This window comes from Pseudactinotalea sp. HY158, assembly GCF_009660225.1.
GTDB lineage: Bacteria > Actinomycetota > Actinomycetes > Actinomycetales > Beutenbergiaceae > HY158.
In genome coordinates this window covers 2,255,941-2,269,110 of record NZ_CP045920.1, presented here as the reverse complement: position 1 = coordinate 2,269,110, position 13,170 = coordinate 2,255,941, and the positions used below count along the sequence as shown (strand labels likewise).

Genomic DNA, 13,170 nt, shown 5'->3' with positions numbered 1-13,170 from the left:
CCGCGAACCCCGCCGCCGCAGGATCCACCGGGCCCGCCCGGCACCGCCCGGCACCGCCATGAACCGCCCGGCACCGCTCGGCACCGCCCGTGTCGAGGCTGTCCACGCTCTCGGACAGTTCATGGCCGGTTCTCAGCCGCCGCTATGGTTGCCCCGGCGGGCGAGCCGTCGACGATCGTCGAGGAGGTCGGTGTGGACGACAAGGTGAGCGTTGCCGTGCTCGGACCCGTGGAGGTCAGCCGGCGCGGGCTCCCCCTGGACCTGGGCGGGGCGAAGCAGCGCGCCCTGCTGGCCCGGCTCGCGGTCTCGGCCCCGGCGGCGGTCTCCGTGGACGCGCTCGTGGAGGACCTGTGGAACTCCGCCCCGCGCGAGCCCACCCGCGCGCTGCAGCAGCACGTCTCGCGGCTGCGCGCGAACCTGCCGGTCGAGCGGCGTCACGGCGGCTATCGGCTGGCGCCGGAGAGCGTCGTCGTCGACGTCACGACCTTCAAGCAGCTGAGCGCTCGCGGCCAGGACCTCCTCAAGGCCGGCGCCGCCGACGAGGCGGCCGGCTACCTCGACCGCGCCCTGACGCTCTGGCGCGGCACCGCCTTCGCCGACCTGGCTCCGAACTCCGGGATGACGACCATCGCGACCCACCTCGAGCATCTGCGCCAGTCGGTCGAGATCGACCGCAACGAGGCCTACCTCGCCTGCGGCCGCGGCCCCGACCTCATCCCGGAACTGCAGCGGCTCACCGGCGCGAGCCCGCTCGTGGAGGCGTTCTGGGCGCACCTCATGGCCGCCCTGTACCAGCACGGCCGGATCCCGGAGGCGCTCGCGGCCTTCCACGCGGCCCGCTCCGCTCTCGTCGGCGCGCTCGGGCACGAGCCGGGGGAGCGGTTGACCGAGATCCACCGGGCCCTCCTCGTGGGCGCCGCGCCGCCCGGGCTCGCCGACTCCCCGGGCGCGCCCGCTGTGCCCGCCTCACCCGCCTCCCCCACTGTGCCCGCTGTGCCCGCCGTGCCGACTCTCCGGGCCGAGCAGCGCCCGAGGGCCCGCGCGCGGGCGAACCGCGACGACGCGCGCCCCGGACTGCCCGGGCGCCGACGCGAGCTCGAGATCCTCGAATCCGCCTGGCGGGAGGCGCGACGCGGACTGCGCGTCGTTACCATCACCGGCGAGCTCGGCATCGGCAAGAGCCGGCTCGCGGAGGAGTTCGCCTCCCGGCTCGCGCGCGAGGGCGCCCGGGTGCGATACGGCCGCTGCGACGACGACGTCGAGAGCGCCTATCAGCCGTTCGCCGACATCCTCGCCGCCGACATCGAGCACGTCGCGGGCACGGACGCCACGCGGGCCCGCAACCGCCTCGGGCCCGACGCCCGCGACCTGCTGCCCATCGCGCCCGCGCTCGCCCCGCTCCTGCCCGGCCCGGGGGAGGGGACCGACCCCGCCACCCAAGTGCACAGGGTCCGCGCCGCCCTGACCCGCTGGCTCATCGAATCCACCCGGGTCACCCCGATGGTGTGGGTGATCGACGACCTGCACTGGTCGAGCCCGGAGACCACGGCGCTCCTCGAGCACCTCATCCGCTCCGCCCGGTCCGCCCGCGTCCTCGTCCTCATCACGCTGCGCGATCGCGACGACCCGGGCACGCGCCGCACCCCGGAACGGTTCCTGCCCGTGCTGCGCCAGTCCGAGGTCGTGACCCAGCTGTCGCTGGGCCGCCTCGACCGGTCCGCGACCCGCGACGTGGTGCTCGCCGAGGTCGCGGGCGGGGGAGGCGAGGCGAGCGAACAGCTCGTCGACCGGATCCAGCACGCCTCGGGCGGACTGCCGCTGTTCGTGCTCGAGCTCATGCGCCAACTGCGCACCCTCCCGGGCGAGGCCGCCCCCGGGACCGTCGCCCCGGCGGACCCCCGCGACGCGGGCCGGCCCCCGCTCGGCGCGATCCCACCCGGGCTGCGGACCGTCATCCATGCCCGCCTCGAGACGCTGCCGCGTCGTGCCCGCGAGGTGCTCGAGCAGGCGGCCGTGCTCGGGCGCCGGTTCGAACTCGAGCTCCTGGCGCAGGTGTACGGCGACGAGGACCGCCTCGACGACGCCCTCTCGGCCGCCGTGTACGCCCGCCTCATCGAGGCGGACGGGCAGCCGTGGCGCTACGTGTTCTGCCACGACGTCGTGCGGGCGATGCTCTACGAGGAGATCGCGCCCCTGCGGCGGGCCCGGCTCCACGCCCGGGCGGCCGCCGCGCTCGAGGCCGCCGCCGCCGCGAACCCCTACGCCCGCGCCCACCACAGCGAGCGGGCCGCGCCGATCGCCGGGCCGGACCGCGCCGTCACCGCGCTCGCGCTTGCCGGCGAGGCGGCCCTGGACCAGCGAGCCCCCGGGAGCGCCGAGCGGTTCTACCGGCGCGCGCTCGCGCTCGCGGACACCACCGCCGAACGGAGCGGCTCGGCCCAGTACTGCGATCTGCTCATCGGGCTCGGGCGGGCGCTCTTCGGCGGGGCCGACCCGGCCTACCGCGACACGCTGCTCGAGGCGGGCCGCCTGGCCCGACGACTCTCCGATCACGACCGGCTCGTGACCGCCGTGCTGGCCAACTCGCGCGGCTGGTACGCGAGCACCGTGGGCCTCGATCACGAGCGCGTGGCCCAGCTCGAGGATGCCCTCGCCGCCTGCCCCGCGGACCGGCACTCGACCCGGGCCCGGCTGCTCGGGGCGTGGGCCGTGGAGATCGTGCGGGACACGAGCCGCCGCGAGGAGGCGCTCGAGCGCAGCGCCCGGGCGCTCGAACTGGCCGAGGGCGCGGGCGACGAGCGGATCCTCGGGCAGCTGCTCTCCGACCGGTACGCCGTGATGTACGCCTCCTTCGAGGATCCGGCGGGCTGCGTCGAACTCAACCGGCGCCTCGAGCGGCTCGCCCGGCGCCGCGGCGACGAGGGGCTCGAGCTCAGCGCGACGATCGGGCTGGCCCAATCCGCGCTGACCGTCGGCGACGGCGCCGAGGCCGATCGAGCACTCGCGCGCGCCCTCGGCCTCGCCGATACGCTCAACGAACCGGCCCGGCTGTGGATGACCCGCTGCTGGCAGGCGACCCGCACCGCCGGCACCGGCGACCTCGCCTCGGCCCGCGCCCAGGCCGACGCCGCCCTCGAGCTGGGCACCGCCTCCGGGCAGCCCGACGCTCACGCCTGGTACGCCGGCCAGATGTTCATGCTGCTCCTGCACGCCGGGGGTCCCGGCGACCTGCGCGACGACTCCGCCGAACAGGCGCTGCGCTACGCCGCGGCCATCCCGGCGTGGCGGGCCGCCCACGCGCTCGCCCTCGCCCACTCCGGTGCGCACGACCAGGCGCGCGCCCTCCTCGCGGAGTTCGTGGACTCCGGCTTCTCCACCCTTCCCCGCGACATGCTGTGGCTGCACGGGATGGCCTACCTGTGCCAGGCCGCCGCGGCGCTCGGGGACGCGCCGTCCGCCCGCCTGCTCGCCGGCGCGCTCGCGCCCTACGAGCGGCTCGTGGCCGACAACGGCACGATCGACGCCGGCCCGATGGCCCTGCACCTGGCCGCCGTGACGGCGGTCGCCGGGGATCGGGAGCAGGCCGCGCGGCTTCTCGACGTCGCCGCCCGCGTCACCGACCGCCTCCGCGCCCCGATCTGGCACGGGCACCTCGACGCGCTGCGCCGGCGGCTCACGCCGCAGGCGTAGGGACGACGCCCGGCTCGCCCGCGTGGACCGGTGCCGGTCTGCTCGGTGTGCGATGCGTAGCGATGACCGCTCCGCTACCCGAGGGCGGCGAGGGCGGCGTCCGGGGCGTCGACCGTGACGACGATCCGGTCGTAGGGCTGTCCCGCCACATCGAGCACGATCGCGGGCCGCTGGCCATGGCAGACCGCGAATGTCGTGCGGTCCGGCTCGCGGAACGTGCCCACCAGGATGACTCCGGGAAAGCCGGTCCCGGGCATTCGCAGGCCGTGCACCTCCTCCAAGCCGTCGGGGACTTCGCGCGCGCCCGTGATCGCCGAGCGCGGAATCGTGACATCGGGGTGAAGTGCCTCGATCTTCTCCGCGATGGACAGGGCGATCGTCACGGTGTCGCCGTGGACCTGCAGCTCAGCCATGGCTCCGAGTCTGTCACGCCGGCCCGGCAGCCGGCCGGCGATCGGGCGATGTTCATCACGTCGGACCGCGTCGTGTGCCTGCCGTGGCGACCCCGCCATGCGGAAGAGTCGGAGCGGTGGACGCCTCAGTAGACTCGTCCCGTGACGAACCTCCCGATCCGACCGGACCTGCGCGGCCTCGAGCCGTACGGCGCCCCCCAGCTCGACGTGCCGCACCTGCTCAACGTGAACGAGAACCCCTACGAACCGACCCCCGAGGTCGAGGCGGCGATCACGGCGGCGGTGACGGACGTCGTCCATACGCTCAATCGCTACCCGGATCGCGAGTTCGCCGGGCTCCGCGCGGACCTGGCCGCCTACCTCGCGGCCGAATCGGGCGTTCGCGGGCTCGGCGTGGAGAACATCTGGGCCGCGAACGGCTCGAACGAGGTCATGTTGCACCTGTTCCAGGCGTTCGGCGGGCCCGGGCGGGTGGCGCTGAGTTTCACGCCCACCTACTCGATGTACCCGGAGTACGCCCGCGACACCTTCACGGCCTGGGTCACGGCCGAACGCAACGCGGACCACACCCTCGACGCGGACACGGTGATCGCCCGGATGCGCGCGGAACGGCCCGCGCTCGTGCTGCTCGCGAGCCCGAACAACCCCACCGGCACGGCGCTGTCGGTGGCCACGATCGAGGAGATCGCGGCGGCGGCCCGAACCACCGGACCGGAGGGGGCAGCGAGCGTCGTCGTGGTCGACGAGGCCTACGCCGAGTTCCGGCGCGAGGGCACGGGCAGCGCGCTCGAACTGCTCGCGCGGCACCCGCACCTGGTGGTGACGCGCACGATGAGCAAGGCGTTCGCGTTCGCTGGGGTCCGGCTCGGCTACCTCGCCGCCGCACCGCAGGTCGTGGACGTGCTGCGGATCGTGCGGCTGCCGTATCACCTGTCGGCCGTCACCCAGGCCGTCGCGCGGGCGGCGCTGGCCCACGCGGGCGGGTTGCAGGCGCAGGTCGCGGAGCTGCGCGGCGCGCGGGACGACCTGGCCGCCTGGCTGGGGGAGAATGGTTTCACCACCGTGGATTCGGACGCGAATTTCATCCTGTTCGGGGAGTTCGAGGATCGGCACGCGGTGTGGCAAGGACTGCTCGATCGCGGGGTGCTCATCCGGGAGACCGGGCCGGAGCGGTACCTGCGAGTGAGCGTTGGCACCGGCGAGCAGATGGCTGCTTTCCGCACGGCACTACTGGAGGTCACCGGCCGATGAGCCCGTCAGCGAATAATGGAACGGCGGCCCGCACGGGCCGCGTCGAGCGCGTCACGAGCGAGTCGAGCGTGCTGGTCGAGCTGGATCTCGACGGCCGTGGGCGCACCGAGATCGACACCGGCGTGCCGTTCTACGATCACATGCTCACCGCGCTCGGCAAGCACTCCCTCATCGACCTGACCGTGCGCGCCCAGGGCGATGTGCACATCGACGCCCACCACACCGTGGAGGACGTGGCGATCTCGCTCGGGCAGGCGCTGCGCCAGGCGCTCGGCGACAAGGCCGGCATCGCCCGGTTCGGGGACGCGCTCGTGCCGCTCGACGAGGCGCTCGCCCAGGCCGTCGTGGACGTCTCGGGCCGGCCCTACCTCGTGCACTCCGGCGAGCCCGCCGGGCAGGAGTACCACCTCATCGGGGGGCACTTCACCGGATCGCTCACCCGACACGTGTTCGAGTCGATCGCCCACCACGCGAACATCTGCCTGCACGTGCGCGTGCTCGGCGGCCGCGATCCGCACCACATCGTCGAGGCCCAGTTCAAGGCCCTCGCGCGGGCGCTGCGCGCGGCCATCGAGCGTGACCCGCGGGTGGAGGGGATTCCCTCCACCAAGGGCGCCCTGTGATGTCTGCCGGCTCCAGTGGCTCTAGCGGCTCCGGCGGCTCCCGTGGCACTGGGGGCTCTGGCGGCTCCAGTGGCACGGGCGGCTCAGGCGGCACGGGTGGCTCGGGTGGCTCGGGTGGCGCAGGGGCCTTCGGCGAGGACGACTTCGATCTCGAGGCGTTCGACGCCGACTTCGCGGCGCACTTCGGCGCGACGACCGAGGAGACGGACGGCGCCGGCGAACCGGGGCCGAGGTCGGGAGCCGGGGATTCGGCAGAGACGGGCGACGCCGACGAGTCGGGGGGGCCGGGCGAGTCGGCTGACGCGGGCGAGTCGGTCGAGCCGGGTGAGGCCGGTGAGTCGGACGGTTCGGACGCGGCCTCGACCGTGACCGCGGTGGTGCTCACCCCGCTTGCGCACGCCCCCGCCCTCGCGCGACTCATGGGCCTGGCCGGGATGGACTGGCCGGTCGTGCCCACGCGGACCGGAGCGGTCACGGCCTGCGCCGTGCCCGTCGCACCGGATGACCTCTCGGCCCTCACCGGGGAACTCCCGGGCGACATCCTCGACGTGGCCAAGGCGCTCTCGCACACCTCGAAGTACGGGGTGGTCCTGCTGACCGCGCGGGTCACGCATTCCGCCGAGGAAGGGCCGGGCGGGAACGTGAGCGCCGACCGGTACGTGGCCGGAAAGCACGTGGAGTCCCTTCCGCCCGGACTCGTGACCACGGGGGCCGACGACGTGGTGGAGCAGCTCGTGCTCGGCCAGATCGCCCCCGCGGACGTTCCCGGCGCGCTCGATCCTGCGACCGAGGCGGCCGCCGGCCCGCAGACTCCGGGAGCCTCGGGCAATCCGACCAAGCGCGGCCCGAAGTGGCGCCGGCCGTGACGCGCATCGCCGTGCTCGACTACGGCTCGGGCAACGTGCGCTCGGTCGCCTGTGCCCTCACCCGGCTCGGCGTCACGGTCGACCTCACGTCGGACCCGGAGGCGGTGGCCGGCGCCGACGGGCTCGTGGTGCCCGGGGTCGGCGCCTTCGCGGCGGTCATGGATCAGCTGCGTCGCGTCGGCGCCCCCCGGATGGTCGAACGTCGCCTCGCCGGCGGCCGCCCGGTGCTGGGAATCTGCGTTGGCATGCAGGTGATGTTCGCCCGCGGCAACGAGCACGGCGTGATCGCCGACGGGCTCGGCCAGTGGGACGGTCTCGTGGAGCGGCTCGACGCCCCGATCGTTCCGCACATGGGCTGGGCGCAGGTGGAGCCCCCGGCCGACACCGTGCTCTTCCGCGGGATCGCCGATGAACGGTTCTATTTCGTGCACTCCTACGCGGCGCGGACCGCGCCCGAGCATACCGACATCACCTGGGCCGAGCACGGCCACCGGTTCGTGGCGGCCGTGGAGAACGGCACGCTGCGGGCCACCCAGTTCCACCCGGAGAAGTCCGGCGACGCGGGCGCGCAACTGCTCGCGAACTGGCTCGAGACCCTGGACTGAGAACGGCCGAGCACGGCCGATCGCCTAGGCTGGTTCCCGGCCGCGTGCCCGCAGACCCATCGACGAAACGGACCTCCATGACCCGCCTGCAACTGCTCCCCGCCATCGACGTGGTCGAGGGGCGGGCCGTGCGCCTCTACCAGGGGGAGGCCGGCTCGGAGACCTCCTACGGCAGCCCGCTCGAGGCCGCCCGGCAGTGGGCGGATGGCGGGGCGGAGTGGATTCATCTCGTCGACCTCGACGCCGCCTTCGGGCGCGGGTCGAATGCCGAACTCATCGCCGAGGTCGTCGCCTCGGTCGACGTGCGGGTGGAGCTCTCCGGCGGGATTCGGGACGACGACTCGCTCGCCCGGGCGCTCGCGACCGGCTGCGCTCGGGTCAACCTGGGTACCGCCGCGCTCGAGCAGCCCGAGTGGACCGCGCGCGTCATCGCCGAGCACGGCGAGAAGATCGCCGTCGGGCTCGACGTGCGTGGCACGACCCTGGCCGGCCGCGGCTGGACCAAGGAGGGCGGCGACCTGTGGGAGGTGCTCGAGCGCCTCGAACGGGACGGCTGTGCGCGATATGTCGTGACCGACGTGACGAAGGACGGCACCCTCCAGGGCCCGAACCTCGACCTGCTCACCCAGATCTGCGAGCACACCCGGGCGCCGGTCATCGCCTCCGGGGGCATCTCGGGGCTCGACGACATCCGCGCGCTCACCGCGCTCGTGGATACGGGCGTCGAGGGCGCGATCATCGGCAAGGCCCTCTATGCCGGAGAGTTCACCCTGCCACAGGCCCTGGACATCGCGGGCCGGCCGTGACCGTTCCGCACGATCACGGCGCCACGCGGGATCACAGCGGGCCGGGGGATCACGGCGCGCCGCGGGATCATGGGGCACTGCCCGACCTGAGCGCGCTCGCCAACCCGACCGAGGCGGGGCCCGGCGGACTCAAGCCGTTCCCCCAGTCCTCGGCCTTCGCCGGGGACGACGGCTCCACGCCCGTGGCCCTGGCCGCTGCGTTCGCCACCGAGCAGCCGCACCGGCTCGGCGCGATCGTCGAGGCACTGCGCGAGGCACGCCTGCTCATCCCGGTCGTGGCGAACCTCGACGAGATGGAGACCCCCGAATTCGAGGGTCAGGTGGTGGGGGAGAAGAGCGCGCACGCCGCCATGGTCACCGTGGCCGCCCCGGACGGTCGGGGGGCGATCCCGGTGTTCTCCTCGGTGGCCGCGCTCACCGCATGGCGTGCGGATGCCCGGCCCGTGCCGGTCGAGGCGCGTAAGGCCGCGCTCGCGGCCGGTACGGAGGCCGATTCACTCCTCGTGCTCGATCCCGGAAGCGACCACACGACCCTCGTGCCCAGCCACGCCGTGGCGGCCATCGCCACGGGGGAGCCGTGGTCGAACCCGCTGGTGGACCCGGAGGTCCACGAGGCGATCGCCGGGATCGTCGAGTCGATCCCGGCCGCCGTCCGTGCCGAGGTCCGGCCGGGCACCGGTGCCGAGATCCGGATCGTGCTCGCCCTGCGGCCCGGACTCGACCGCGTCGGGGTGATCAGCGCCTCTCAGCAGGCTTCGGCGGCCCTCGGCGCCTCGACGGTGGTCACGGCCAGGGTCGACTCCCTCGAGCTGCGCATCACGACCGCCACGGACGCGGAACCCGCGTAGCCGCGTAGCCCGCAGAACGTCTGTAGCCCGTGCAGCCGCTGTCGCCGCTTCCGTCGTACCCGTCCAACCCGTCGTACCCGTCCAACCCGTCGTACCCGTCCAACCCGTCGTACCCGTCCAACCCGTCGTACCCGTCCAACCCGTCGCACTCGTCCAACCCGTCGCACAGTCCAACCTGCTCAACCCGTGTCGTGGCTCTCCCCGCGACCGGCGGATCGCGGCGCTCTATCCACGAGGTGGCCCGGGATCGTCCGTTCGCACCGTGTTCTCCCCGGCCGGCGGCTCGTGACCGGTGGTTCGTGATCGACGGCTCATCGTGCTCTGTCCACGAGGTGACCCGTGACCGTCCGTTCGCAACGTGTCCTCCCTGACCGGCGGCTCGCGATCGGCGGTTCGTGATCGACGGCTCATTGTGCGCCGTCCATGAGGTGGCCCGTGTGTCGGTGGACGACACGCGGTGCGCCGCTCGCGGATCGGAGCAGCCGATCCGTTCAGCGGTCTCGAATTGGTGGTGTGCATGCCGGCGTCGTGTCTGCGCTATGTGCCTCACGGCTCACGCCACGGCTCGCTTCGCGGCTCACGCTACGGCTCACGCCACGGCTCGCTTCGCGGCCGGCTTCGCACTCGTCCGCGAGGCTCGACCGGGTTCCCTGGATTCCGCGGGTTCCGCGGGTTCCCCGGGTCTCCTCGAGGTTCCCCGGGTTCCCCGGGGTCCGAGGGTTCCCTGGGTCCCGCGGGTTCCCGCGTGCCTCCGCGGGTTCCCGCGTGGCTCTGGGGCCTCTTCGGGGTTCCGCCCCGATGCCGCGGGATGGCACCTCGATTCCACGGGATCCGGGCCGTGGTCCCCGTCGTCCCGCTGTCCGGGGTGAATGTCGGTGCTCGGTTCTAGGGTTGTTTCATGAGCACGAAGGCGGCCCGGCAGATGCGAGCGCGGCGAGCGGAGATCGCCTCGCTCGCCTCCGAGGACGCGGTACTGGACCGGGTCCGCCAGGTGCGCAAGGTCCAGGCGGGCGCGGAGGCCGATCTGTTCTTCCTGGCGATCGAGATCGCCCAACGTAGCCCGGTCACCGAAGAGTGCGGGGCGTGGTCGTGTCACACCGATCTGGCCCTGGGGGTCTCGTATTGTGATTCGGTGGCGAACTGGTTCGCGGCCGTGACCGGCTTCTCCACCGACGCCGCCCAGGCGATGCTCCTCGAAGCCCTCGAGGTCGCCGAACGCCTGCCACTGCTGTACGGGCGGGTCCTGGATGGGCGTACCCGGGCGCACACGGCCCGGCTCGTGGCCGAACAGACCCTCGGTTTGACTGTGGAGGCGGCCCGGTTCGTCGATGTCCAGGTCGCTGCCGCCGGGGCGATCCGGGGCCGCTACGCGATCAAGTCCCTGGTGCGGGAGGCGATGATCACCCACATGCCCGACCAGTACGCCGACCTGCAGCGGGCGCAGGCCGATCCGCGCCGGGCCGATGTCCACATCGGCACCGACGGCACCGGCCGCATCGACGCGATCGTGTCCGCGTTCGCCGCCCTCGATCTGGAACAGAGCCTGGCCTTCGGGGCCGCGCAACTCAAGGCCGCCGGATCCGGTGAGGTCCTCGACGCCCGACGCTCGCTCACCTTCGAGGGCATCATCGCCGCCACTCACCACCCCGAACCGGCCCGGCAAGACGGCTTCGACCTCACCGCCGGGCAACCAGGCCAACAGGCCCAGCAGGCCCAGCAGGCCCAGCAGACCCAGGGGACCCAGCAGGCGCAGGGACCGGGGGCGGGGGCGCCGGACTGCACGAACAGCACGAACAGCACGAACAGCACGGGCGGCACGGGCGGGACGGGCGGCACAGTCGGCATCGGCGGTGCTGTGGGCATGGCTGCGGCCGCTGTAGTCGATATGACTCCCGATGAAGCCGCGGGCCAGTTCGACGGCCCGTCCGTGAGCACAGCCGCGGCCCCGGCCACGAGTACGGCCGCGGGTCCCGCTGGGAGTGCAGCCGTGGGCAGCGCCGGGAGTGCAGTCGTGGGCAGCGCCGGGAGTGCAGCCGTGGGCAGCGCCGCCGGAACGGCGGTGGGCGAAGCTGCGGCGGCGGACCCGACCGGCGAGGCGCCTGCCACGGTGACTGGTCGTGGTGTGTCCTGCGGTCCTGCGCGGTCGGGTCGGGGCGTGCCGCGGGCGAAGGTCGTCATGTACCTGCACATGAACGCCTCCGCGTTCTGGCCCGACGGCAGGCCACCCGACCGACCCGGCGGCCCACCCCGTGATCATTCCGATCACGGGCCCGGTCACCATCCTGGCGGCCCGCCTCCCGATCATCTTGGCGGCCCGCCTCCTGATCATCCCGGCGGCCGATCCCCTGATCATCCCGATCGTGATCCCGGCGGCCGGCCTCATTGCCATCCCGGCGGCCTGTCCGACGATGGGTCGTGCGCGGATCCGCCGGGCTCGGCAGGTACGGGCTGTCTCGAAGATACGGCCGGCTCGACGGGCACAGCGGGCGCAGTCGATCCCGAGCACGTCGCCGACGCGGCCTACGTCGCCGGGCGGTTGTCCCGTGAACCCGTGCACATCGAGGGGCCGGGGATCCCGCCCGGGCTCGTGATCACCGCCGCCGAGGTCGCGGCCATGTTCACCACACCCCACGACGCGGCCATGCCCGGGCGCGCTGGCGGGTCCGGCGCGGCGCACGGGCCTGGCGGGTCGGGTGGGCCGTGGGGGCCGCAGGTGTTCGTGCGTCCGGTCATCGACCTCGAGACCGAACACGAAGTCTCCGGCTATGCCGCGGGGGACGTGATCAAGGACCACCTCCACCTGCGGGATCGAACCTGCGTGTTCCCGGCGTGTGCCCGCCCGGCGCGTGCCTGCGATGCCGACCACATCGACCCCTGGAAGACCGATCCCCAGGGTGACCCGGTCGGTGGGCCGACCTGCACGTGCAACCTCGCGAGCCTGTGTCGCCGGCACCATCGCTGGAAGACGCACAATCATCCCGGGCAGCCGCAGGGGCGGGGCTCGTGGTCGTACGTGACGCTCGGACCCGGAACCTACTACTGGACGGGCCCGATGGGCCTACGGTTCCTGCGCACCCCGACCGGCACGACCGAGGTCACGGACCAGGCCTGGCACCGCCACGACCTCGCCGTGCTCCCAGACCTCCACGACCTCCAGGGGCTCCAGGACTTCAACGGGCGTCAGGGCCTCGGCGCTGTTCCAGGCCGCGAGCCGCACCCAGATCACCCGGCGCGCCCGGACCAGCCGGCTCTCCCACGCCACGAGACTCTCCCAGGACTCGGAGCTCGCACGGTCCTCGGAGCTCGCACGGACCTGGGAGCTCGCACGAACCTCGGAGCTCGCACGGACCTCGAGGGTCACGCGGAACAGCCCGACCGCTCGGACATTGAGGCCAGCCCCGACTCGCGGGCCCGCCGGGACGACCTCGACGAGGCCTTCATGGACGCTCTCGACTACGAATACGGCAATGCCGACAGCGACGTCGAGCCCAGCGAGGCCGACCTCGAGGCCATCCTCGCCAACAGGTCATCGCAGCCACCCTCCGTGTAGAGCCCGGAGCACAGGAGCCCGGCGCACAGGACGCTGCTGGGCAGCACCGCCCGGTGACGAGGACGGCGGACACTCTCCAACGATTGCCTGGGCGCCGTGCGCACCTGGCTGCCTGCGCGCCCTACGGGCCTGACGGTCTGTGCGCCCTGCGGGCCTGACTGTCTGTGCGGGGTACACGCCCGACCACCCGTGCCCGACGGCCTGCCGTCCGTATGGAGCGCACAAAGGTCACAAGGGCGCTGTCATTACGTCGTGTCCACGATGCAGACTTATGTCTTGACGCGACCCAAAGTGCTCCGTATAGTCCGTGCTGTGTGACCCACCCCATATCGGAAGCCCGATGGCAGGGCCCGGAGCGGGGCCCCGGGTCGCGCAGAGCCCTCGGCGACGAGGGCTCGAACATCCGAGCCGGAACGCACCCACGGGGCGCCGGTGCGGCTCGCCCATGCGACCACGAAGGCGGATCGCGGCGAGAGGCAGATTCCGTACACATCGAGGAGGATTTGTGGTCAGACGGA

9 protein-coding genes are annotated in these 13,170 nt (G+C 73.2%); 8 read left to right on the top strand and 1 reads right to left on the bottom strand.

The genetic code is table 11. The features are described from left to right. Nucleotides 1-144: 144 nt before the first annotated feature. A complete protein-coding gene (locus GCE65_RS10035; RefSeq protein WP_194928670.1) occupies nucleotides 145-3,690 on the top strand; it encodes an AfsR/SARP family transcriptional regulator in 3,546 nt (1,181 codons plus the stop codon). Nucleotides 3,691-3,764: 74 nt separating this feature from the next. On the opposite strand, the gene GCE65_RS10030 is transcribed toward GCE65_RS10035, so the two are convergent. Beyond that, nucleotides 3,765-4,103 (bottom strand): hypothetical protein, encoded by a 339-nt coding sequence (locus tag GCE65_RS10030; RefSeq protein WP_153878296.1) that lies wholly within the window; start codon nucleotides 4,101-4,103, stop codon nucleotides 3,765-3,767. A 141-nt stretch (nucleotides 4,104-4,244) separates the two neighbouring features. Here GCE65_RS10030 and GCE65_RS10025 point away from each other — a divergent pair, with 141 nt between their 5' ends. The 7 genes from GCE65_RS10025 to GCE65_RS09995 all read left to right on the top strand — a co-directional run bounded on the left by GCE65_RS10025 (nucleotide 4,245) and on the right by GCE65_RS09995 (nucleotide 12,652). Next, complete coding sequence (locus tag GCE65_RS10025; protein WP_153878295.1) at nucleotides 4,245-5,354, top strand: histidinol-phosphate transaminase; 1,110 nt, start codon at nucleotides 4,245-4,247, stop codon at nucleotides 5,352-5,354. Next, entirely contained in the window at nucleotides 5,351-5,977 is a 627-nt protein-coding gene (gene hisB / locus GCE65_RS10020) for an imidazoleglycerol-phosphate dehydratase HisB (RefSeq protein WP_153878294.1), read from the top strand. Before GCE65_RS10025 ends, hisB begins: the two co-directional genes overlap by 4 nt. Beyond that, nucleotides 5,977-6,843, top strand: coding sequence for a hypothetical protein (locus GCE65_RS16270; protein WP_194928669.1), 867 nt, complete (start codon nucleotides 5,977-5,979; stop codon nucleotides 6,841-6,843). The genes hisB and GCE65_RS16270 overlap by 1 nt, the downstream gene beginning before the upstream one ends. After that, nucleotides 6,840-7,448, top strand: a complete 609-nt coding sequence (gene hisH, locus GCE65_RS10010) for an imidazole glycerol phosphate synthase subunit HisH (protein WP_228759890.1) — start codon at nucleotides 6,840-6,842, stop codon at nucleotides 7,446-7,448. Before GCE65_RS16270 ends, hisH begins: the two co-directional genes overlap by 4 nt. A 77-nt stretch (nucleotides 7,449-7,525) precedes the next feature. Continuing rightward, on the top strand, nucleotides 7,526-8,254 hold the full coding sequence (gene priA / locus GCE65_RS10005; protein ID WP_153878292.1) for a bifunctional 1-(5-phosphoribosyl)-5-((5-phosphoribosylamino)methylideneamino)imidazole-4-carboxamide isomerase/phosphoribosylanthranilate isomerase PriA: 729 nt from the start codon (nucleotides 7,526-7,528) through the stop codon (nucleotides 8,252-8,254). Continuing rightward, a complete protein-coding gene (locus GCE65_RS10000) occupies nucleotides 8,251-9,102 on the top strand; it encodes an SseB family protein (RefSeq protein WP_153878291.1) in 852 nt (283 codons plus the stop codon). The genes priA and GCE65_RS10000 overlap by 4 nt, the downstream gene beginning before the upstream one ends. Before the next feature lie 898 nt (nucleotides 9,103-10,000). Continuing rightward, a complete protein-coding gene (locus tag GCE65_RS09995; RefSeq protein ID WP_153878290.1) occupies nucleotides 10,001-12,652 on the top strand; it encodes an HNH endonuclease signature motif containing protein in 2,652 nt (883 codons plus the stop codon). Nucleotides 12,653-13,170: the final 518 nt, after the last annotated feature.